This window comes from Bradyrhizobium sp. USDA3010 (assembly GCF_056429065.1).
The window spans coordinates 206918-230098 of sequence record NZ_JBWJZD010000001.1; the positions used below are offsets into that span (position 1 = coordinate 206918).

At 65.6% G+C, this 23181-nt stretch carries 18 protein-coding genes; 8 read left to right on the top strand and 10 right to left on the bottom strand.

Going from position 1 to position 23181, the window contains the following annotated elements; genetic code table 11:
• Positions 1–141: 141 nt before the first annotated feature.
• Positions 142–1239: a MerR family transcriptional regulator gene (locus tag AC066Y_RS00880; RefSeq protein ID WP_478272250.1), complete on the bottom strand. Its 1098-nt coding sequence runs from the start codon at positions 1237–1239 to the stop codon at positions 142–144.
• A gap of 222 nt (positions 1240–1461) precedes the next feature.
• On the opposite strand from AC066Y_RS00880, the gene AC066Y_RS00885 reads away from it, so the two are divergent.
• Positions 1462–2151: an outer membrane protein gene (locus AC066Y_RS00885; RefSeq protein WP_478272251.1), complete on the top strand. Its 690-nt coding sequence runs from the start codon at positions 1462–1464 to the stop codon at positions 2149–2151.
• Positions 2152–2320: 169 nt separating this feature from the next.
• Here AC066Y_RS00885 and AC066Y_RS00890 read toward each other — a convergent pair whose 3' ends face one another.
• Both AC066Y_RS00890 and AC066Y_RS00895 read right to left on the bottom strand, forming a co-directional pair.
• Entirely contained in the window at positions 2321–2800 is a 480-nt protein-coding gene (locus AC066Y_RS00890) for a hypothetical protein (protein WP_478272252.1), read from the bottom strand.
• A gap of 304 nt (positions 2801–3104) precedes the next feature.
• A complete protein-coding gene (locus AC066Y_RS00895) occupies positions 3105–4673 on the bottom strand; it encodes a hypothetical protein (RefSeq protein WP_478272253.1) in 1569 nt (522 codons plus the stop codon).
• A 318-nt stretch (positions 4674–4991) separates the two neighbouring features.
• Here AC066Y_RS00895 and AC066Y_RS00900 point away from each other — a divergent pair, with 318 nt between their 5' ends.
• Positions 4992–5309: an antibiotic biosynthesis monooxygenase family protein gene (locus AC066Y_RS00900; protein WP_478272254.1), complete on the top strand. Its 318-nt coding sequence runs from the start codon at positions 4992–4994 to the stop codon at positions 5307–5309.
• Positions 5310–5417: 108 nt separating this feature from the next.
• On the opposite strand, the gene AC066Y_RS00905 is transcribed toward AC066Y_RS00900, so the two are convergent.
• A complete protein-coding gene (locus AC066Y_RS00905) occupies positions 5418–6605 on the bottom strand; it encodes a DUF2125 domain-containing protein (protein WP_478272255.1) in 1188 nt (395 codons plus the stop codon).
• A gap of 165 nt (positions 6606–6770) precedes the next feature.
• Here AC066Y_RS00905 and AC066Y_RS00910 point away from each other — a divergent pair, with 165 nt between their 5' ends.
• From AC066Y_RS00910 to AC066Y_RS00925, 4 genes are all read left to right on the top strand, one after another.
• Positions 6771–7379 (top strand): gamma-glutamylcyclotransferase, encoded by a 609-nt coding sequence (locus AC066Y_RS00910; RefSeq protein ID WP_478272256.1) that lies wholly within the window; start codon positions 6771–6773, stop codon positions 7377–7379.
• Between the two features lie 117 nt (positions 7380–7496).
• On the top strand, positions 7497–9305 hold the full coding sequence (locus tag AC066Y_RS00915; protein WP_478272257.1) for a caspase family protein: 1809 nt from the start codon (positions 7497–7499) through the stop codon (positions 9303–9305).
• 170 nt (positions 9306–9475) lie between these two features.
• Positions 9476–12769, top strand: coding sequence for an efflux RND transporter permease subunit (locus AC066Y_RS00920; RefSeq protein WP_478272258.1), 3294 nt, complete (start codon positions 9476–9478; stop codon positions 12767–12769).
• Between the two features lie 182 nt (positions 12770–12951).
• Positions 12952–14433, top strand: coding sequence for an aldehyde dehydrogenase (locus AC066Y_RS00925; protein ID WP_478272259.1), 1482 nt, complete (start codon positions 12952–12954; stop codon positions 14431–14433).
• An 8-nt stretch (positions 14434–14441) separates the two neighbouring features.
• Here AC066Y_RS00925 and AC066Y_RS00930 read toward each other — a convergent pair whose 3' ends face one another.
• The 4 genes from AC066Y_RS00930 to ftsE all read right to left on the bottom strand — a co-directional run bounded on the left by AC066Y_RS00930 (position 14442) and on the right by ftsE (position 17791).
• Positions 14442–15203: a lysophospholipid acyltransferase family protein gene (locus tag AC066Y_RS00930; protein WP_478272260.1), complete on the bottom strand. Its 762-nt coding sequence runs from the start codon at positions 15201–15203 to the stop codon at positions 14442–14444.
• 88 nt (positions 15204–15291) lie between these two features.
• Positions 15292–16008, bottom strand: a complete 717-nt coding sequence (locus tag AC066Y_RS00935) for a YdcF family protein (protein WP_092123286.1) — start codon at positions 16006–16008, stop codon at positions 15292–15294.
• Positions 16009–16167: 159 nt separating this feature from the next.
• A complete protein-coding gene (locus AC066Y_RS00940) occupies positions 16168–17139 on the bottom strand; it encodes a cell division protein FtsX (protein ID WP_478272261.1) in 972 nt (323 codons plus the stop codon).
• Positions 17132–17791, bottom strand: a complete 660-nt coding sequence (gene ftsE, locus AC066Y_RS00945) for a cell division ATP-binding protein FtsE (RefSeq protein ID WP_021079468.1) — start codon at positions 17789–17791, stop codon at positions 17132–17134. Before ftsE ends, AC066Y_RS00940 begins: the two co-directional genes overlap by 8 nt.
• A gap of 276 nt (positions 17792–18067) precedes the next feature.
• Here ftsE and AC066Y_RS00950 point away from each other — a divergent pair, with 276 nt between their 5' ends.
• Together AC066Y_RS00950 and AC066Y_RS00955 are read left to right on the top strand one after the other, a co-directional pair.
• Positions 18068–18928 (top strand): MJ0042-type zinc finger domain-containing protein, encoded by an 861-nt coding sequence (locus AC066Y_RS00950; protein ID WP_478272262.1) that lies wholly within the window; start codon positions 18068–18070, stop codon positions 18926–18928.
• A gap of 37 nt (positions 18929–18965) precedes the next feature.
• A complete protein-coding gene (locus AC066Y_RS00955; protein ID WP_478272263.1) occupies positions 18966–19343 on the top strand; it encodes a response regulator in 378 nt (125 codons plus the stop codon).
• 97 nt (positions 19344–19440) lie between these two features.
• On the opposite strand, the gene AC066Y_RS00960 is transcribed toward AC066Y_RS00955, so the two are convergent.
• Positions 19441–20985: an HlyD family type I secretion periplasmic adaptor subunit gene (locus tag AC066Y_RS00960; RefSeq protein WP_478272264.1), complete on the bottom strand. Its 1545-nt coding sequence runs from the start codon at positions 20983–20985 to the stop codon at positions 19441–19443.
• A complete protein-coding gene (locus tag AC066Y_RS00965; protein ID WP_478272562.1) occupies positions 20982–23111 on the bottom strand; it encodes a type I secretion system permease/ATPase in 2130 nt (709 codons plus the stop codon). The genes AC066Y_RS00960 and AC066Y_RS00965 overlap by 4 nt, the downstream gene beginning before the upstream one ends.
• Positions 23112–23181: the final 70 nt, after the last annotated feature.

Sequence of the window (23181 nt, forward strand, 5' to 3'; positions counted from 1 at the left end):
TGTGTCGCGCTGTTTGCGGTCATAACTTCGTATTCTCGCGACACGATTTGCCCGAGCTTTGCCCTTCGTTTCGCGGCCCTGAGATCAGAGGGCGCAGGGAAAGCCGGGTGCCGATAGGCAGCGCCGCTTCATCGCGTCTGGTCAAGGTAGCGACCGAAGCAACACGCCATCGATCTTTCCGTCGGATGCCAAAATGATCCGCCATTCCATGTCGACATTGGCGAAGTTGACGTCATAGACATCCCAACCGTCTCGCCCGACGCCCTTGAAGCGAATCGTTTGCATGCTCCCGGCCAGATCCAGCGCGGCGATGATCGCCGGAGCCTGCTCGCGGGCCACTGCCGCCATGAGGTCGCTCATGCCGGCGTAGTCGACGGCACCTTGCTGGTGCTGGACGATCAGGCGGCGGATCGCCTCCTCGGTTCCCGGCGACGGCGTCTTGTTATCTATCTTCTTTGCCAACGCGGCCGCCGCATCTTGGGCCTGCCGGTCGTCGATCCGGGTCGCATTATGCTTCAACCCGCCTTGATGAAGCGTGAGGGCGTTCGCGATTCCATCCGGCTCGACGGCGAAGGTAATCTGCGCCGCCGTGGTCTTGAGAAAAAACGTGTGCTCGCTTTCGGGATATATTTCCGAGGCGAACTGTCCGAGCGGCTTCGCGAACAGATGACCGCCATCGCGCGTGATCGTCACCACCTGCCCGCCGGTCTGAAACCGAAAATGACCGACGTAGCGCTCCATCACGCCGGGATCGATCTGAATCGCAGCGCGGGGCCGGGCCTGTTCGTAGCGCCGTTGCGCGACGGCATCGAACGATGCTTCGGCCATGTTGGTCTCTTTGGCCAGCGCAATGAGGTCGGCGATCGAGAGCGATCCGCCGGCAGAAAGCTTCAAACGCGCCACATTCACCAGCGCAAGGCCTTCATCGGCGCGGTTGCGCAGTTGAAGGATCGACGATTGTTGCATGGCCAGGATTCGGTCGAGGTCGATCGCGCGGCCTTCGAGAAGCTTGGCGATCTGCGCCAGGCTGAGCCCCATTCGCTTTAGCGCGAGGATCTCGTGCAGCCGGCTGATCTCCGCAGCCCCATAGAGCCGCCAACTCTTCGCCGTGCGGCGCGGCGAAATCAGGCCGCGGCTCTCATAGAGCCGAAGTCCGCGTACCGTGAGACCGATGCGGGCGGCGCACTCTGCCGCGGTCAGCAAAACGTCCTTGTCGGCTTTGTCTCTCGGCTCGTTCATCGACGGAGGCCCTTTCGCCCGTACCTTACGGTGTGACCTTAGGTCCGGCTCAAGGCCTTTTTCGGCGCGGCTGGCGATAAACCGCTTGAGCCGGCCCCAAGGTCATAGGTCAGAAGCGGGGCAGGACGACCCTTCAATGCGCAAGTCGCCCACAAGACACGCGCGCATGAACGACGGTCCACCGGATTCGCCACACAACCACAACAACGAGAAACCAACCTCATGAAAAAGCTTCTGCTCGGTGCGGTCGCTGGTATCGCCTGCGCGGCTCCCGCGTTCGCGGCCGATCTTCCGGCGCGAACCTATCCGAAGGCGCCGGCCTATACGGCGCCGGAGGCGGTCTATAACTGGACCGGCTTCTATATCGGCGGCCACGTCGGTGGTGCCTTCGCGGGCAACAACAGCTTGGACGGGGACAAGGTCCGGTTCCTGGGCGGCTTGCAGGGTGGCTTCGACTACCAGTTCGCATCGAACTGGGTGATCGGTGCCGAGGTTCAGTTTAGCGGGCTCACCGGCAACGGTGGCAAAGGCTCGACCCTTCCGGCAGGCACCCTGGTAACGAGCAATCAGCTTGGCTCGATCACCGGCCGGCTCGGCTACGCCTGGGGCCCGGCGCTCCTCTACACCAAGGGCGGTTACGCCGTCCGCGACAACCTCAATATCGGCGCCGGCTCCAGCGGAATTCCGGTGGTCGTTGCAACCAATGGCAGTCACCGGAGCGGCTTCACCCTCGGCGGCGGTCTCGAATACATGTTCGCGCGGAACTGGTCCGCGAAGGCCGAATATCAGTACTACAACTTCGGCAACACCACCTTCGCCGGCGGCCCCGCCACGATCGTCGGCGTCCGGTTCAGGGACGACGAGCATACCGTCAAGGTGGGCTTCAACTACCGCTTCGGCTGGGGCGGCTAGAGCGTTTTCGATTCCTGGCCGTCATGGCCGGGCTTAGCCGTTCGAAGAACAGCGTCGCTTCCGCTCGCCTATGCCCGGCCATCCACGTCTTTCTTCACGTTGGAAACCCAAGACGTGGATGCCCGGGACAAGCCCGGGCATGACGATCAAACAACCACCGCGCCGAACCTCACCGTCGCAACCGTTGATCCCGGATCGGCCCCGCCGCCGATATCGGCGCAATCTTCTGGGTCAGCCGCTGGCGGCCGACGAGGCCGGCGGTTGCCAGCATGACGTCGCCGCCGAACCACCACGAGCCGATCACGAACTCCCAGGCGCGCGGCGGAATCTCGTCGAATACGATGCCATAGACCGACACCAGCGCAGCCAGCGCGGCGAGGAAGACGCCGCCGGCGCTCATGACCTCGACGGCATCGATGCGCCCCGTGGCGCGCAAGGCCGGCCTTGGAATATCGATGCCGAGATAGAAGCCGACGGCACCGATCACGATCGTCGTCACGATGAAGGCAAGTGTACCGAAGAAAGCGATGTGCCCCTTCGCGAGCTGGGCGGCGACGAAGGTGCCGGCCATCGCACCGGCCATCGCCAGACCGGTTCGCTGCAACACATGCGCGGCGCGGCTGACCATCATCAGTTCGCGGGCGATCACGGCCCTCTCCTTTCTGCTCACGATCCTCATTTGTAGTGTCCTTTCCAGCTCGATGGCCCGAGGCGCTCCAGAACGTGATGAGATTAGGTCGAATAGCGACGGCGCTACGCTCCGCCCCCTCTCCCCGTTCTTGCGGGGAGAGGGTTGCGGTAAGGGGCCGTCACCGCACATACGGTGATAGCTGCGCTTGCGGAGGCTCCCCCTCACCTGGATTGCATCGCCGATGCAATCCGACCTCTCCCCGCACGCGGGGCGAGGTGGAACGGCGTCCGCGGCTCGACCCGGAGTAAAGTCACATCACATCCTAGAACGGGTAGTAGCGGATCTGGGTCATGATGATGTGGTCGTCGGTCTTCGGCGCGCCGCCGACACCTTGGAAGGCGAAGCGCTGGTTATAGGAATACTGCACGCCGGCCTTGATCGCTCCGTAATCACCCTTGAAGATCGTGTCGTAGAAGCCGGCGGTGTACTGCCTGACCTCCGAGGTGTTGCCGTTGCAGGTCGCCGCCGGCGAGTTCTCGATGTTGCAGCCGAGATTGTTGTAGAGCGGGTTGCCGTAGCCGAACGGCACCGTGCCGACATTGGAGAACGTCGCCTTGGTCTTCTCGAGGCCGGCATAGGCATAGAGATCGAGCGACGGCGTCGTGTGCCAGACCGTGCCGAGCAGGAACGCCGTGATCGGCAGTGGCTGGATCGAGCCGTCCTGGCGCACCGTCGCATCCGGGAACGGCGCGGCGGTGAAGCGGCCGAGCGCGCCGTGCGACGCGGAGCCCTGCAACTCCAGCAGCTTCGGCACGATCTCCGCCGAGAAATGCCCGCCGAAGCTCACCGTGTTGACGTCGTGATTGGCGAAGTTGAAGCGATCGTAGAAGTCGCGATACATCGCCCAGCCCTCGACATGCAGCTTGTAGGGCCCAAGCCGCGGATCCCACGCACCCTTCACGGTGAAATCAGGCACGTGATTGAGGCTGACATTGTTGGCATTGTTGAAGAAGCTGCCGCCCGGCCCGGTGAGGTTGACCAGGAGGTTCGGGTTGAGCACGCCCTGCGGACCGGCCGCGGGCGTGCCGACCAGCGGCGTGTTGCCGCCGAAGAACGACGTCTGCGGATTTTCCGCCGACACCGCGAGCTTGAATTCGGGCCCGATGTCCTGCCAGACGCGAATGCCGGGCTGCCGCGCCGCGAGGAAGCCGGGCACCGATTCGAAATCGATCACGCCGGGCGCATCGACCCCGCGCGGATCGATGCCGGACTTGCTCGGCGCATTCAGCGACCAGCTCTGACCGGCAAGCACGTGCAGGCCGAGATCGGTGCGGCTGACCTCGACGCTGGCCTGACGCAGCCGCGGGTTGAACGAGTTGGTGGCGACCGAGTTCGCGGTCTGCGCCGCGCCTTCGAAATCCATTTCGCCGTAGCCGGCGACGCGGGTGTTGGCGAATATTTCGGCTTCCGCAAGCACCGAGAAGCGGGTCTGCCGCGCCGAGAAGCGCGACTCGCCGGTGTTGAAGTTCTTGCTCTGCGGGAACGGAATGAAGGCGTAGACGGAGCCGGTGTCGGAGGCGAGATTGCGGGTCCGATAGATGCCGGTGAGATCGACCCAGCCGCCGAAGGTGAAGGTGACGCCCTTGTAGCAGAGCTTGCCCGACGCGCAGGGATCGAACGGCACCGGCGCCTTGGCCGCCATGTGCGTGTTCTGCATTGCGCTCTGTCTTGCCGCCAGCGCCTCCTCCTTGCGCGCCTGCACTTCCATTTTCTGTTCGAGCTGCTTGAGGCGTGCCTTCAACGCCTTCAGCTCCGACGCATCGTCTTCCGCAAACGCAGAACCAGTCGACAGCAGCATGCTGCCGAGCAGAATTCCCCCGAGAATTCGCATCGCTTCTCTCCCACGCGAGGTTGTTTCCTCAGGCCAGAGAGAGCGGTATTCGGGGACTGATATTCGCGGCGGCCCGCAATATTCCGGTCACGTTTTTCTCATCGCGGCGGCAGGAATGTTTTGCCGCGACGGACGATATCGCGCGCGAGGGATTAAGGTGTCGATGCAGTGCGGCGGGTGGATTTTGCGCAGCACAATTCGCCTCTCAACCCGCGGAGAATGATGGCGGACGTGTAACAACACCGGTCGCGAGATCGAATTGTCGTTCGGGGCCTGCTTCAGGCTGCCATGGACATTCGAAGGACGAAGGACAGCAACATGATCGGTGAAGTCATTGTGGTCGGCGACCTGAAGTTGCGGGATGACGCCTCGCTCGACGAATACGGCCGGCTGGGCGAACGCATGTACGAGATCGTCAGCCGCCTTCCGGGATTCCTGTCGGTGAAATCGTTCAAGGCGGCGGACGGCGAGAAGCTCACCCTGTTTCGCTTCACCTCGGAAGAGGCGCTTGAGACCTGGCGCCATCATCCGGACCATGTCGAAACCATGCAGCGCGGACATGCCGAATTCTATGCCAGTGGCTTCCTGCAGATCTGCAAGGTGATTCGCGAAGTCGGCCCGTTTGAGCATTCCTAACGATGCGCAGGTGCGTAGGGCGGATTAGCGTGGCGTAATCCGCCGCACAGCGGGGCGATGAACAACGGCGGGTTACGGCTTCGTCTAACCCGCCCTACGAAACACCGCTCAGAACAGCGGCGGAATCTGCGCGACTTTCAGCGGTCCCAAAAACACAGCGCCGTCGGCGAAGCGCAGCGGGAAGCTACGCGCCTTCTTGCCTTCGAGCGTCGCCTCGGTGCCGAGCGAATTGATGCCGGCGGAGATGCCGGCATTGGCGTTCTGCTTGATCACCTTGCCGAGGCCGGGGATGGCGCGATCCAGCGCGCCGAACAGATTGCTGAGGTCCTGGCTCTTCACGCCCGGTGCGACGCGGTCGAGCGTGGACTGCGGCACGCCCTCCTCCAGCATCTTGTCGATGCCGAGCGCAGGGATGACGCGCTCGAGGCCGGCGACCGTCATCTGCAGCTCGCCCTCGATGCGACCTTGGGCGTTGAGGCGGAGCGTGCCGGCCGCGACCGACAGGACGTCGCCCTGCTCGATCCGCGACTGCTGGATCTCGACGCTGCCGCCGGCCGCCTGGATCTCGCGGAAACGATCCGGCCACGGCTTGGGTGAAAAATCCTTCAGGCCGTTCAGCCGCGCATGGATGTCGGCGTTGAACGGCTGGGTGAGCAGCGGATGCACGTCCTGCAGGGTGCCGCCGGCGATCTGCAGCACTGTCTCGATCGCGGGGCTGTCCGGCGCCGAGCCGTCGACCTGCCTGCCGTGCAGTTCGATGTGATTGACGCGCATCAGCGGTGTCGGCGCGGGACCGCCGGTGCGGTCGATGGCGAGATTGTCGAATACCAGCGAGGCGCGCTGCGGCACCGCCGGCAGGCCGACCACGCTCGAGCGTCCAAGGCTCCAGTTCACCGACAATGTCGGCTGCGCGTTGCGCTCGGCGATCGTGGCCGGACCCTTGAACTCCGCGATCACGAGCTTGGGATCATAGATCTGCGCCACGACCAGGATCTCGGCGAGCCGCGCCACGAACGACATTTGCGGCGAGGCGGTCTGCGACACCAGCATCACGCTGGGCTGCTCGCAGCGGATTTCGAGCCGGAACGGATAACCCGCGACCGAGCGCTTGTCGCAATCATAGACCCGGCCGGCCTTCGCCTCCTGCCCACGCCAGGCATCCGCCTGCACGCCGACCTGCGAGGCGGCAAAGAACCAGAAGCCGCTCCAGAGCACCGCGGCGATCAGGACCACGACAGGGACGGCATAAAGGCCGAAGCGCGAGCGACGGCGGGGGGCGGAGGTCAAATCGGACATGCGGCGTCCTTTGGCGGTCGAATTTGTCAAAATCGAAGCGGCAGCAAGCCGCGGGCAACCCTTACGCACCGCTTGCGCAACCTTTGCGTAACTCTTGCGTAACCCGTGGAAACATCACGGAATCTGCTTCGCTTCGACGGCGTGTTCTGCTAGCCCATCTGCGCGATGTCAGCAAATCCTCCCCATTCCGAAACCGACGGCGACCTCTGGGTGTTCGGCTACGGCTCGCTGATGTGGAAACCGGGCTTCGAGTTCCTGGAGCAGGTGCCGGCGCGGCTGATCGGCGAGCATCGCGCGCTCTGCGTCTATTCGTTCGACCACCGCGGCACGCCGGAGAAGCCGGGCCTGGTGCTCGGCCTCGACCGTGGCGGGGCCTGCCGCGGCATCGCCTTCCGCGTCGCCGCCCGGCTGCGCCACGACACCATCGCTTATCTGCGGGCGCGCGAGCAGACCACCAACGTCTATCGCGAGGTGATGCGCTCGGTGTGGCTGGAGAATGCGGCGCGCGATCGCGTCTCCGCGCTGGCCTATGTGGTCGATCGCGGCCATGTGCAATATGCCGGACGGCTGTCGCTCTCCGAACAACTGCGCCTGGTGCAGCAGGGCCACGGCCGCTCCGGCAACAACCGCGACTATGTGCTCTCGACCGTCGCGGCGATCGAGAAGCAGGGCTTTCGCGATCAGCCGCTGCATCAGCTGGCGGTGATGCTGCATGATGCGGGCACGACGCTGCATCGCGATGCGCGTGCGGCGGACGGGCACGATTCGGCTTGAGCGCGGACGCGCCATTGGCGTCGATCTTGCGCATCGAGGAACCGGTTCGCGGAATTTTGCCACGGCGCGAACAATATTGTGGTCTCAATTTCCGGTCGCTGGAATGGAATGACCGGAATGCGCCCCTCATTGCTGAAGCTCGCCGCACTCGGCCTGCTGTTGCTGCTGAACTCACCATCTCATGCCGGTCTGAGAGAGGATGGTGCGGCGTGCGACGCCAAGGATCCGCACCCGGAGCTCGCGATTCCCGCCTGCACCCGCCTGATCGCGGCCAATCCGAGGGGACGCGACCTCGCGATCACCTATTACAACCGGGCGCTGGCCTGGCATAACAAGGGCGATCTGGAGAAAGCCAAGGCGGACTACGACCAGTCGATCGCGATCAATCCGTCGTTTGCGCCTTCCTACGGCCAGCGTGCGAAGGTCTATCTGCAGAACCAGGCCTATGACCGCGCGCTGAGCGACTTCGATCAGGCTATCCGGCTCAAGCCTGCCGGTCCGTTCAGCGCCGGCTGGTTCAACAATCGCGCCGAGCTGTTCGTCGCCATCGGGGACTATGATCGCGCGTTGGCCGATTACGGCAAGTCCATCGAGCTCGATCCCAACTCGTGGTACGCCTATGTCAATCGCGCGCTGGTCTATGATTTCAGCGGCAAGGACCGGCTCGCGGCGCTGCATTGCCAGGATGCGATCAAGCTCGCGCCGCGCGCAGCCGGCCCCTATTATTGCCGGGCGGTGGTCGAGATCAGCGCCGGCGATCTCGACAATGCGGCGCGCGACATCGAACGCGCGATCGGCATCCAGGACGGGCAAGCCGAGTTCTACTCGCTCCGTGGCCTCACGCTCGCCAGCAGAGGCGAGCTCGACCAGGCCATGCGCGACTACGACCACGCCACGCAGCTGAATGCACAGGGTGCGCTGAATTACGCACGGCGAGGTCTCGCCGACGAGAAGAAGGGCGATATCGAGGGTGCGCGCGCCGACTTCCGGCACGCGCTCGATGTCATCGGCCTCGATCAGCTCGATCGCACCCAGGGCCAGCGCGTCGCCAGGGAAGGCCTGCAACGGTTGAATCAGGTCGCCACCATGGAGAAGAGCGTCGTCGCCGATCACGGCGCGGCCAAACCTGGCCCGGCCAATCCTGCCCCCGCGCCCGCCGCGGCCGTTCCGGTCCCGCCGATCGGCGCAGGCCCGAAGGCAACGAGCGAACGGCGCGTCGCCTTGGTCGTGGGCAATTCGAAATATCGCTCCGTCCCGGTGCTGCCGAATCCCGGCCAGGACGCCGCGGCGATTGCCGACACGCTGCGCGCGGTGGGCTTTCAGGATGTCCGTCTCGTCACAGACGCCTCGCGGGACAGCCTGGTCGAAGCCCTCAAATCATTCGCCAACGCGGCTGACGGCGCCGACTGGGCCGTGATCTACTATGCCGGGCACGGCATGGAGATGGCGGGCGAGAACTATCTGGTGCCGGTCGACGCCAAACTCGCAACCGACCGCGACGTGTCGTTCGAGGCCGTCGCCCTGACCCAGGTGATGGGCGCCACCGAAGGCGCGCGCAAGCTGCATCTCGTCATTCTCGATGCCTGCCGCGACAATCCGTTCGCCAACCAGATCAAGCGAACCGTCGCGTCACGCTCGATCGGCAGGGGGTTGGCCCAGGTCGAGCCCGACAGCGGCACGCTCGTGGTCTACGCCGCCAAGCACGGCCAGGTCGCGCTCGACGGCGACGGCGGCCACAGCCCGTTCGTGACCGCCCTGATCAAGCGCATGCAGACGCCGCGGATCGAGATCCGCAAACTGTTCGACCTCGTGCGCGACGACGTCATGGCGGCCACGGATCGGCGCCAGCAGCCCTTCAGCTACGGTTCGGTTCCGGGAAGCGAGGATTTCTACTTTGTCAGCGCGAGCCAGAATGCGGCGAAGTAGTCCGCGTCCGCCTGGTCGAGAACGATACGACCAAGAATACGGCCGTCGTTGGGCCTCTGTTGCGAGCCGATCAATCGCGGCGGGCGCATGGCGGCGGCCTGTGACATTTAAGCTTTTGCATCGCGGCACGGACAGATAGAAGCTGATCCGCGAACATCGACACTGATGCAATGAACCTCTCCGCCCCCTTTATCCGCCGGCCGGTCGGCACCACGCTGCTGTCCCTTGGACTGGTGGTGGCGGGGATCATTGCGTTCTTCAAGCTGCCGGTGTCGCCGCTGCCCGACGTCGACATCCCGACCATCATGGTGCAGGCGACCCTGCCCGGCGCCAGCCCGGCCGACGTCGCTTCCACCGTGGCGAGCCCGCTCGAGCGTCATCTGGGCCAGATCGCGAGCGTCACCGAAATGACGTCGACGTCTTCGCTCGGCTCTGCCCGCGTCACGCTGCAGTTCGACATCGACCGCGACATCAACGGCGCCGCGCGCGACGTGCAGGCGGCGATCAACGCCGCGCGCGCCGACCTGCCGACCAACCTGCGCGCCAACCCCACCTACCGCAAGTTCAACCCGGCCTCGGCGCCGATCCTGATCTACACCCTGACCTCGGACACGCTGACGCCGGCCGAGCTCTATGACGCCGCCTCGACCGTGCTGGCCCAGAAGCTGTCGCAGGTCGAGGGCGTCGGCGAAGTCTCGGTCGGCGGCGGCTCGCTGCCCGCGGTGCGCGTCGAGCTGATCCCGCCGGCGCTCTACAAATACGGCATCGGGCTCGAGGACGTCCGCGCCGCGCTGTCGAGCGCCAACGCGCACAGCCCGAAGGGCGGCATCGACGTCGGCGACCAGCGCTACCAGATCTACGCCAACGACCAGGCGCGGAAGGCCGCCGACTACAAGCCGCTCGTCGTCGCCTATCGCAACGGCGCGGCGGTACGCCTGACCGATGTCGGCGACGTCATCGATTCCGTGGAGAATGTGCGCACGCTCGGCCTGTCCAACGGCAAGCCGGCCGTCGTGATGATCGTGTACCGGCAATCGGGCGCCAACATCATCAAGATGGTCGACAGCGTGAAAGGGCTGATGCCGCAGCTCAGGGCCTCGGTTTCGCCCGCGATCGACATCACCCTGGCGATGGACCGCTCGAAGACGATCCGGGCCTCGCTGCACGACGTCGAGATCACGCTCCTGATCGCCGTCGCCCTGGTGATCCTGGTCGTGTTCGCCTTCCTGCGCAATGCGCGGGCGACACTGGTGCCTGTGGTGGCGGTCGGCGTGTCGCTGATCGCGACCTTTGCCGTGATGTATTTGCTGGGCTACACGCTCGACATCTTCTCGCTGATGGCGCTGACGGTGGCGACCGGTTTCGTGGTCGATGACGCCATCGTGGTGCTGGAGAACATCGCCCGTCACTTGGATGCCGGGATGTCGCGGCTGGAGGCGACGCTGGTCGGCACCCGCGAGGTCGGCTTCACCGTGCTGTCGATGAGCGTGTCGCTGATCGCGGTGTTCGTGCCGATCCTGCTGATGGGCGGCCTGGTCGGCCGCCTGTTCCGCGAATTCGCCATGACCATCACCATCGCGATCGTGATCTCGCTGGTGGTCTCGCTGACGACGACGCCGATGATGTGCGCGGTGCTGCTGCGCAAGGAGGAAGGCCAGCCGCATGGCTGGATCTACCGGATCAACGAGCGCGCCTTCGAGCTGATGCTGAGCGGCTACCGCACGACGCTCGGCCTCGCGCTGCGGCATCCGCTGCTGGTGATGCTGATCCTGGGCTGCACGCTCTATCTGAACGTGCACCTCTACACGGTGGTGCCCAAGGGCTTCGTTCCGCAACAGGATACCGGCCTGCTGATCGGCTCGATCCAGGCCGACCAGAGCACCTCGTTCCAGCTGATGCAGCAGAAGCTGACCCAGTTCATCGACATCGTGAAATCGGATCCGGCGGTCGATACCGCCGTCGGCTTCACCGGCGGCGGCGGCGTGGGTCCGGGCGGCACCAACACCGGCACCGTGTTCGCGTCGCTGAAGCCGATGGACGAACGCAAGCTGCGCGCCGACAAGGTGATCGAGCGGCTGCGCGATCCCTTGGCAAAGGTGGCGGGCGCCACCCTGTTCCTGCAATCGATCGGCGATCTCGGCGCCGGAGGGCGCTCGGGCAATGCGGCCTATCAATACACGCTGAAGGGCTCGACCTTCGAGGAGCTGAACGAGTGGACGCCCAAGCTCGTCGCCGCGCTGCAGAAAGAGCCGACGCTCGCCGACGTCAACACCGACCAGCAGAACAAGGCGCTGCAAGCCAATCTGGTCATCGATCGCGACGCCGCCTCGCGGCTCGGGATCACGGTCAGCCAGCTCGACAACACGCTCTATGACGCGTTCGGGCAGCGCCAAGTCTCGACCATCTTCGTCGCGCGCAACCAGTATCACGTGATCATGGAGGTCGCGCCGCGCTTCTCGCAGGACCCGCAGACCCTGAAGGAGGTCTACATCTCGACTGCGGGCGGATCGGCGACCGGCACGCAGAGCACCAATGCGGTGGCCGGCACGGTGGCCTCGTCGTCGCAGAAGAGCTCGATCAGCGCGGTCGCCGCCAATGTGGTGCGCAATCAGGCGACCAACTCGATCGGCGCCACCGGCAAGGGCGTCGCCTCGACCGGAACCGCGGTCTCGACCAGCGCCGAGACGATGATCCCGCTGTCGAGCGTCGCCCGCTTCGAGCATGGCGAGACGCCGCTTGCGGTGAATCACCAGGATTTGCTGGTCGCCAGCACCATCTCGTTCAACCTGCCGCCGGGCGTCTCGCTCAGCACCGCAACCACCACGATCGAGAACGCAATGCACACGCTCGGCATGCCGGCGGGCATTTCCGGCGGATTCGCCGGCTCCGCAAAGATCTTCCAGCAGGCGCTGGCGAACGAGCTGTTCCTGATTCTCGCAGCACTCGCGACGATCTACATCTCGCTCGGCATGCTCTACGAGAGCTACGTCCACCCGCTGACCATCCTCTCCACTTTGCCCTCGGCCGGCGTCGGCGCAGTGGCGGCACTGATGCTGTCGCACACCGATTTCGACATCATCGGCATGATCGGCGTGATCCTCCTGGTCGGCATCGTCAAGAAGAACGCGATCATGATGATCGACTTCGCGCTCGATGCCGAACGCCAGCGCGGGCTGTCGTCGCGCGATGCGATCTACCAAGCCTGCCTGATGCGGTTCCGCCCGATCATGATGACGACGCTCGCTGCGCTGTTCGGCGCGGTGCCGCTGATGATCGGCCTCGGCGAAGGCAGCGAGCTGCGCCAGCCGCTCGGCATCGCGATCTTCGGCGGCCTGATCCTGAGCCAGATCCTGACGCTCTACACCACCCCGGTGGTCTATCTCTATCTCGACCGCGCGAGACTCTGGACCCAGCGCCGCCGCGCCGCGCGCCGTGCACGGCGGGCCGCGGCACGCGCGTCCTGACTAGCCCTCGTTGACAGGCCGGCGCCAGTCTTGCCAACCTCGCGATCACCGCAGCCGAGCGCGCCGCGCGGCTGACGCGCCCTGCCCGACTGCAACCCATTCACGCGGCTGCGTTATGACGGCCTCGCGAAATGCGTGATACGGTTTCACCAACCAGACCCATCGCCTTGCGGGAGGATCTCATGAAGACCTATCAGCTCTACATCAACGGCCAGTATGTCGACCCCGCCAATGGCGAGTGGTTCGACAGCATCGATCCCTATCGCGGCGAGGCCTGGGCCAAAATTCCGCGCGGCTCGGCGGCCGATGCCGACAAGGCGGTGAAAGCCGCCAATGAGGCGATGTGGCGCGGCCCATGGGCGAAGATGACGGCGTCCGCGCGCGGCAAGGTGATGCGCAAGCTCGGCGACCTCGTCGCGGCCCACGCGGAGCGTCTCGCCGAGATCGAGGTGCGCGACAACGGCAAGCTGATGGCCGAGATGCTGGGCCAGCTGCGCTACCATCCGGAGTGGTGGTGGTATTTCGGCGGCCTGGTCGACAAGCTCGAGGGCGGCCTGGTGCCGATCGACAAGGCGGACACCTTCGCCTACACGACGCATGAGCCGGTCGGCGTCGTCGCGGCGCTGACCGCCTGGAATTCGCCGCTGCTGTTCGTCGCCTGGAAATGCGCCGCAGCGCTCGCCGCCGGCTGCGCCGTGGTCGTGAAGCCCTCGGAATTCACCTCGGCCAGCACGCTGGAGTTCGCGGCGCTGACCAAGGAAGCCGGAATTCCCGACGGCATCTTCAACGTGGTGACCGGCTTCGGGCCCGAGGCAGGCTCCGCGCTGATCGCCCATCCCGGCGTCGCCAAGATCACCTTCACCGGATCGGACACCACCGGTGCAAAGGTCTACGAGACCGCGGCCAAGAGCCTGAAGCGGGTCTCGCTCGAGCTCGGCGGCAAGTCCCCCAACATCGTGTTCGAGGATGCCGACCTGACCGCGGCTGCGGCCGGCGCGATCTCCGGCATCTTCGCCGCCACCGGCCAGACCTGCATCGCCGGATCGCGCCTGCTGGTGCAGAGCTCGATCAAGGAGAAGTTCGTCGCGCGCGTGCTGGAGCTGGCAAAATCCGCCAAGATCGGCGATCCCATGCAAGCCGACACCAATGTCGGCCCGATCACGACGCCCGCGCAGTACAAGAAGGTGCTCGACTACATCGATATCGCGAAAGCCGAAGGCGCGCGCTGCCTGCTCGGCGGCAAGCCGGCCTCCGGCGAGGGCATCAAGGGCGGCCAGTTCGTCGAACCGACCATCTTCACCGATGTCGACAACACCATGCGGATCGCCCGCGAGGAGGTGTTCGGGCCGGTGCTGTCGATCATCTCCTTCGACACCGAGGAAGACGCCATCCGCATCGCCAACGACACGATCTACGGCCTTGCCGCCGGCATCTGGACCAAGGATCTGGCGCGCGCCATCCGCGTGCCTAAGCAGCTGCGCGCCGGCACGGTGTGGGTGAACACCTACCGCGCCATCAGCTACATGATGCCGTTCGGCGGCATGAAGTTCTCCGGCGTCGGCCGCGAGAGCGGCATCGACGCGGTGCGCGAATATCAGGAGACGAAAAGCGTCTGGATCTCGACCGCGACGGACGTGCCGGCGAATCCGTTCGTGATGCGGTAACTCTCCGCCTACCCCTTCGCGGCACCCGGCACCCCGCCGAACAACTGCGCCTGCTCGGCGCGGCCGGCTTCGACGATGCGGGTGGTGGCGGTTTCGATCTGATCGCGCAGGCGGGTCATGAACTCGTCGCGCGGCAGGCCCGGCGGCAATGGATCGAGGAATTCGACCACCAGCGTTCCGGGATAGCGCATGAAGGTGCGGCGCGGCCAGAACAGCCCGGAATTGAGCGCGACCGGCAGGCACGGCACGCCGCTCTCGGCATAGATCTGCGCGACGCCGGCCTTGTAGTTCGGCGCAGCGCCGGGCGCGGTGCGGGTGCCTTCCGGGAAGATCACGAGTTGCCGGCCGAGCTTCACTTCGGCCGCCGCACGCTTCAGCGTCTTGACTAGCGAGCGCGGGCCGCCGCCGCGCTCGACCGAGATCATGCCGACCTTCTTCAGGTACAAGCCGAACACCGGGATCATCATCAGCTCGCGCTTGAGGATGAACAGCGGATGCTCGAAGAAGCGCACCAGCGCAAACGTCTCCCAGAACGACTGGTGCTTGGAGGCGACGATGAGCGGCCCGCTTGGAATCTTCTCGACGCCGCGGAACTCGATCCTGATGTTGCAGATCACGCGCATCAGGAACAGGCTGGCGTTGGCCCACGCGGCCTCGATCGCCATCATCGCGCCGCGCGGCAGCAGCAGCGCCGGCAGCGCGACGATGCAGAGCAGCACCAGCACCAGGTAGAACAGCACGTTGAAGATCAGCGAGCGCAGGAAAATCATTTCAGTCCTTGTTTGAGCATGATCTCCACGCAAACGCGTTCCGCGTCTGTCGCGAAGGAAAATCGCTCCGCACCTTTCCGGATCATGCCTAGTCCCTATTCGCCTGCGCCGTCGCCGGGCGGCGTGGCACGGCTGCCGGCTCGGCGAGATCGGAGGTCAGGTCGAGGCCGATGTCGGCCAGCCGCACCCGCATCTCCGCGGCGACATATTTGGCGTATTCCGATAGCAAGAGACGAAACGTTCCGCCACTCGTCCACCACGGCTCGTCGCGCCATTTGTCGCCGACGACCGCGAACGGGATCAGCGTGATATCCGGCATCGCGTGTGACAGTTCCACGATCGCGCGCGGCATGTGGTAGTTCGAGGTCACCACGATCAGCGACTTGAAGCCGCGCTCGTGCGCCCAGCGCCGCGTCTCCGCCGCATTGCTGCGGGTGTTCACCGCCGAACGGTCGAGATCGACGCAGCACCGCATCAGCCCCTGGCTGTCCGGAACCGAGCGCGAAATGTCGTTGGCGTCATTGGTCGGATGCACGCCGGAAATCAGCAGGCGCTTGCCGTAGCCCGCCGCCAACAGCTCCATGGCGTCGGACACCCGCGACGAGCCGCCGGTCAGCACCACGATGCCGTCGGCATTGTGCGGCGGATCGGTCTCGACGCCGCGCAATTGCGACAGGAAGCCGATGAAGCCGACCGCGGCGGCAACGAAGGCGAGCGCCAGCGGCACGACGATGACGACGCGCAGCCAGCCGCGCGGCTGCGCGGCATGGCCTTTCGGCGACGTATCGTCGGGCTGCAAACTCATGTGATGCTGATATCCTTCCCCCCGGGGATTTTAGAGCATGATCCGGAAAAGTGGAAACCGGTTTTGCCCGGCCAGGGCCGTGCGGATGCGCGCGAAATCACACTCTGGCGACGACCCGCGATCACGAAACCGGCCCCATGATTGCGACGCCGCGGGCCGTCAGTCGATGTCGTCGAGCGTGGCAAACAGGGTGCGCCGCGACGCCCAAGCGGTGATCGCCGCGATCAGCACCGCCTGCAACGCCAGGACGAGGTAGCCCGACGGACGCAGCGAGAACGTGCCGAGCAGCGCCGCGAACTGGTCGCCCACCGGCGTGCCGGAGAACCAGTTGGCGATCGACTCGGAGAAGCCGAACGCCAGCATGGCCGCGCCGCCGCCGATCAGCCCGCCCTCGAGACCGAGCCGGAGGAAATGCCGCAGGAAGCGGTTGGCGATGAAGCTGTCGCCGGCGCCGACGAAATGCAGCACCTCGACGATCGGACGGTTGGCGGCCATCGCGCCGCGGGTCGCGAACGACACCGAGATGATGGTGGCGATGATCACGAGGATCAGGATGCCGACGCCGGCAAACACCGTGGCGCCGGTCATCGAGCGCATGCGCTCGATCCAGGCGCGATGATCGTCGACACTTGCGGTCGGCGCCACCTGCGTCACCCGCGCGCGCAACGCGGCGAGATCGAGCGTGGTGCCGGGCTGCACCCGCGCCACGATCACGCGCGGCACCGGCAGTTCGTCGATCGAAAGCCCGCTGCCGAGCCACGGCTCCAGCAGCTTGGCGGATTCCTCCTTGCTGAACGGACGCACCTCGAGAATGCCGGACCGCGACCGCATCGCCTCCACGGCGGCCTGCGCGTCGCGATCGAGGTCGCGGCCCGGCGCGGGGCGCACCTGGATGGTGATCTCGCTTGACACCTCCGACTGCCATTCGGCCGCGGATGCGCTGACCAGGAGCACGGTGCCCGTCGTCAGCGAGGCGAGGAAGGTCATGATCGCGACCACCGCGACCAGCGCGCGGCCCGAGATCGAGGCGCGCGGCACGATCGGCGACATGTTGCGCGCGGTGGCCGGGACCTGCGGGCGCTCGCGCCCGAGATCGACCAACGACACTTTCTCGTCGCCGCTCCTACTCATAGATGTGCAGCCGTCCCTGATGCAGCACCAGCCGCCGCGCCTCGTATTGATCCATCAATGTGATGTCGTGGGTCGCGATGATAACGGCGGTACCCGATTTGTTGAGCTCGATGAACAGCCGCAACAGGCGGCGCCCGAGGGTCGGGTCGACGCTGCCGGTCGGCTCGTCCGCCAGCAGCAATTGCGGCCGCGAGATCACCGCGCGCGCGATCGCCGCGCGCTGCTTCTCGCCGCCCGACAGGATCGGCGGCAGCGCATCCATGCGCTCGCCGAGGCCGACCCATTTCAAGAGGTCGATCACCTCGCGGCGATAGGTCGATTCCTCGCGGCCCATCACGCGGAACGGCAGCGCGACGTTCTCATAGGTCGTCATATGGTCGAGCAGGCGAAAATCCTGCAGCACGATGCCGATCCGCTTGCGCAGGTCGGCGACCTGGTCCTTGCTCAGCAGGGAGACGTCCTTGCCGAACAAATTGACCAGCCCGCGGGTCGGCCGCAGCGACAGGAACAACAGCCGCAGCAGCGAGGTCTTGCCCGCGCCCGACGGCCCGGTGAGGAACTGGAACGAATGCGCCGGGATCATGAAGGAGAGGTCGCGCAAAATCTCCGGGCCGAGCCCGTAGCGCAGACCGACATTTTCGAACCGAACCAATGCGCTAGCTCCGTTCGAGAGGGCCTGTGGCCCAATACCCAACTCCAGAGCCTTTTCGGTTCCGATGAAATCGGAACGGGGCTCTGGATTCTTGTTTGGACGCGTTTTCTTCACGCGAACCGGTACCCACTTCGCTCGAAAACGCTTTCGCGGCCCGAACATCCGCCGAGCGGCCGCGAACCGCACAGAAAGCTTGTGCGTCGGTTATGGTTTCCGATTCGTTAACGGTCGCTCGGTAGCATCCGGGCATACCACACGGTGGAGATTCGGCTCCATATGCATATCGTTTGCCCGCATTGTACAACATCTTACGCCATCAATCCGGCCACCCTGGGCGAGGCCGGACGCACGGTCCGTTGTTCCCGCTGCCGCGAGGTCTGGCTGGCCCGACCGGAGGACGCGATCGGGGCGACCGCACCCGGTTTGGCCTACGAGGCCGCCGGCTCCAATCTCGCCGCCGAATGGGAGGCGATGGGCCGCGAGGAGGCTGACACGACCCCGATGGTCGACAGCCCCTCGATTTCGGCCGATTTACCCGCCGACGGGGACGCCGCCACGGAATGGCCGGCGGTGGCCGAGGCGGATGCCGCCGCCCATGCCGGCACCCAGGACGCCGGAAAGCGCCGCTTCCGCCTGCCGCGGCTTCCCCGCCTGTTCCGCCTGCCCTCGCTGCCCCGCATTCCCTTCATGCCCATGATCGGCGCCCTGCCGACCACCTGCGCCGCGATGGGCGCGCTGATCATTGCGCTGTTCGTCTGGCGCAACGACGTGGTGCGGCTGCTGCCGCAGACCGCGCTGTTCTACAAGATGGTCGGGCTCGACGTGAATTTGCGCGGCCTCGCCTTCAAGGACCTCAAGATCACCAACGAGACCGTGGACGGCAAGCCGGTGCTGGTGATCGAAGGCATGATCGTCGGCCAGACCCGGAAGCCGGTCGAATTGCCGCGGCTGCGCTTCTCGGTGCGCGACGCGCAGGGCGCCGAAATCTATGCCTGGAACGCGGTGCTGGAGCAGCCGGTGCTCAATCCCGGCGAGCGCGCCTTCTTCAAGTCGCGCCTCGCCTCGCCGCCGCCCGAAGGCCGCAATATCGACGTACGCTTCTTCAACAAGCATGATCTCACCGGCGGCCGCGCCTGAGGCTAGCGGCCACCACTTTCGGAAACCGACCATCACCATGACGCGTGTTCTGATCGCCGACGACGAAGACTCGATGCGCTCGCTGGTCGCGCGCGCCATCGCCATGGACGGCCACGAGACCGTGACCGCGCAGGACGGCGCCGAGGCGCTGGAGATGCTGACGCGCGATGAAGGCGCGTTCGACCTGCTGCTGACCGACATCCAGATGCCCATCATGGATGGCATCGCGCTGGCGCTGACCGCGGCCCGCGATTTCCCCGATCTGAAGATCCTGCTGATGACCGGCTTCGCCCATCAGCGCGAACGCGCCTCAGGCCTCGAGGCGATCGTGCACGACGTGGTCACCAAGCCGTTCTCGGTGGCCGATATCCGCACTGCGGTCGCGGATGCGCTGGCGGCGCGGAAGGCGAGCTAGGGCGGGTAGTCATGAAGTCCCGATGGGCTGCGGGAAGGCCCGATCCTCGAACGCCGAACGTCCGGTGCGTCGGTCGAGCAAACGCGGCACGCGACTGCTATCGCTCCTTCAACGCCTCGGATGCAACCTTGGCAAGCGGCGAGAGCAGGTAGTCGATTACGCGGCGGCTGTCGGTCTTGATTTCCACGGTCACGGTCATGCCCGGAGTCAGACCGATCATCGTGCCGTCGACATTGATCGCCTGATCTTCGAGCGCGATGGTAACCGGAAAGACGAAGCTCGGGGACTGTCCGGCCTGGCTGGCAGGCTGGGCGCCGGACGTATTGGCGGTGGCGGGCGCGTTGGCGAGACCGCGCTTGGCCTCCTGTTCCTCGACCGCCTCGGACGCGATGCGCATGACCGTTCCGTGCAGAACGCCGAAACGGGTGAAGGGGAAGGCATCGACCTTGATCGCCGCAGTCTGACCGGGCTTGATGAAGCCGATGTCGAGATTGGCGACCAGCGCCTCGATTTGCAGCGCTCCTTCGGCCGGCGCCACGACCAGCAGCTGCTGCCCGGTGGTGACGACTTGACCGACGGTGGTCACTGCCATCTGCTGCGCGACGCCGTCCACCGGCGAATGGAGCCTGGTACGCGCCAGACGCACCGACGCCTTGACCTGCGCCTGTTTGGCTCCATCCGCCTTGCGCTCGGCGTCCGCCTGCTTGTTTCCATTGTCAGCGGCGAATTGCGACAGCGTCTTGATCTTCTCGCTCGCGAGCTCGATCAGCGCAGCCTCGGTTTCGATCAGCTCGCCCTGGTCGGAGGCTCGCGACGATTGCGACTTCTCCAGCTCCCCCCTGGCGTCGTACAGATTGATCTTGGTCCCGACCTTGAGATCGAACGAGGCCTGGCGCACGCCGAGGAGGTCGGTCAGCGTCTGGATCAGTTTGTCCTGATAGGCGATCCTCATGTCCAGGCGCTGGCGCGTCGCCTCCTTCTGGGCCATCTGCTTGTCGATGCTTTGCAAGGCGCCGATGAGGTGGTTGACGTCGGCCGTCAACACCGCGGTCTCGCGCAAGCGGATCGCCTCGGGGAGGTCGGCGCCCCAGACGATGCGCGGCGCCGGGTCCGCGGCGGCTTGCTCGAGTTCCGCGATAACGGCTTCCCGCGCGCCCGCTTCCCTTGATTTCGCCGGACCGTCGAGCACGGCGCGCACAACCGCGGTGGCGAAACGCCGGCGGGCGATTTCGGCGAGATTGGCATCGAGCGCATCGCGCTGGGCATTTTCCTCCGCGGCCGCTTCCGCGGGATCGAGTTCGAGCAGCAATTCGCCCGCCCTGACGCGCTGGCCATTCTCGACGTGGAGGGCGGCGATCTTGCCGGGGTCGAGCGGCTGGATCACTTTGGCGCGTCCGGCCGTGTCGATTTTGCCGGGCGCCACCGCATGCACGTCGAGTCGCCCGTAGAACGACCAGGCAAGTGCGACCGCGAAGAACAGGCAGATCGTCAGCATCGTCACGACGGGCAGGGGCGGCGCCGGAGTCTCCAGGATCTCGATCGCGGCCGGCAGAAATTCGCGGTCACGGCCGCTGACGATCGCGGCGGGCGAAGGAACCGGCTGACGGGGCGCCGGCGCGGGCGGCGCAGCTCTTTGGTTCATGCCCGCGCCCTCGCCTGGTCCGACTGCAACGCCCAGAGCCGTGCGTAGAGACCGCCCGGACGCGCCAGCAGTTCCTCGTGAGTTCCGATCTCGACGATCTCCCCCTTGTCCATTCCGACAATGCGCGTGCACGGGCGCACCGCCGCCAGCCGATGGGCGATGATCAGCACCGTGCGGCCGCGCACGATCGCACGCATGTTCTCCTGGATGATGCGCTCGCTTTCGTAATCCAGCGACGAGGTCGCCTCGTCGAGAATGAGGATGCGCGGATTGGTGGCGAGCGCGCGGGCGATGGCGATGCGCTGGCGCTGGCCGCCGGAGAGATTGGCGCCGCGCTCCTCGATGACCGTGTCATAGCCCTGCGGCATCTGCGCGATGAACTCGTCGGCGCCGGCGAGCCTCGCCGCCTGGATCACCCATGCCCGGGGTGCGGCGGGATCGCCGAGCGCGATGTTCTCGTGGATCGACCGGTTGAACAGGATGTTCTCCTGCAGCACCACGCCGATCTGGCGGCGAAGCCAGCCTGGATCGAGCTGCGCGATGTCGACCCCGTCAAGCATCACCTGGCCTGCCTGCGGCGCGTAAAGCCTCTGCACCAGCTTGACGAGGGTCGACTTGCCCGAGCCCGACGCCCCGACGAACCCGATGACTTCGCCGGAGGCGATCGACAGGGTGACGTTGCGCAGCGCTTCGGCCGCATCTGCCCGGTAGCGCAACGACACGCCGCGCAGTTCGATCGCGCCCCTCGGCGGCGGCAGGGTCAACAGGTTCTGCGGCGTGGGTTCCGGCGGCGTATTCAGGATGTCGCCGAGCCGCGCCACCGAAACCTGGACCTGCTGGAAGTCCTGCCAGAGCTGCGCGAGACGCAGAATCGGTGCCACGACCTGGGAGGCGATCATGTTGAACGCGATCAGCTCGCCGACGGTCATTGCACCCTCGATCACCGCCTGCGCGCCGAACAGCAGAATGAGCGCCGTCGTTGCTTTGCTCACATACTGCACGAGATTCTGGCCGAGCGTGCCGGTGACGCCGGCGTCGAACGAGGTGCGGACATAAGACGCCAGCCGCTCCTCCCACTGTGCTTGCATCATCGGCTCGACGCTCGCCGCCTTCAACGTCGGCGCCCCGACGATCGACTCGACGAGAAACTGCTGCGATCGCGCGCCACGGTTGAACTTCTCGTTGATCTGTTCGCGCAGAACCGGGCGGATCAGCACCGCGATCAGAAGATAGACGGGGATCGTGCCGAGCACGACCAGCGTCAGCCTGGTCGAGTAGATGAACATCACCACGAAGAAGACGAGGGTAAAGACGAGATCGAGCAGCGAAGTCAGTCCTTGTCCGGTCAGGAAGCTGCGGATCGTCTCGAGCTCGCGCACGCGCGCGACGGTCTGGCCGGCCGCTCGCGTCTCGAAATAGGCCAGCGGCAGGCGAAAGAGGTGGTGGAACAGACGCCGGCCGAGCTCCACGTCGATCCGGTTGGTGGTGTGACTCAGTGTATAGGCGCGCAGGAATTGCAGGACCGATTCGAACAGTCCGAGCGTCAACATGCCGACGATCAGGACGGTCAGCGTTGAGAGGCCCTTGTGCACCAGCACCTTGTCGACGACGAGCTGGAAAAAAATCGGCGTGACGAGTGCGAACAGCTGCACGAAAAGCGATGCGACCGCGACCTGGGCAAGGGGCCGCCGGTAGCGCAGGATCGACGGCAGAAACCAGCGGAATCCGAATGTCGTCGGGCTTGTTCCGGCCCCGCCCAGGCGGCGCGTGATCAGCACCACCTCACCCGATGACAGCGCCACGATCTCATCGATCGGCAGCTCCCGCGCAATGCGGGCGATCGGATCGAGCAGCCGCGCGAATCCCGTTGTAGGTGAGGCCGCCAGCACGCTGAAGGTGCCGTCCTTGAGACCGATCAGCGCGGGATAGGGTATGCTCGCAAGGCGTTTGGCGGTGACGCCGCGCAGGACGCGCGAGCGCAGTTCCAGTTGATTGGCGCCGCGGATGATGTCGTTCGCCCCTGCAAACCTTCCGGTCAGCGCGAGTTGATGGCGCAATTGCGCCGGGTCGGCTGCGATCCGGTAGTACCCCGCGACCACGGCGAGCCCGGCGAGCCCGGAGTCCATCGGCGTGAACGGCGTGGACGACGGCTCGATCGTGGGCGGCTCGGCCGGCGCCGGCCCGACCACGACGGAT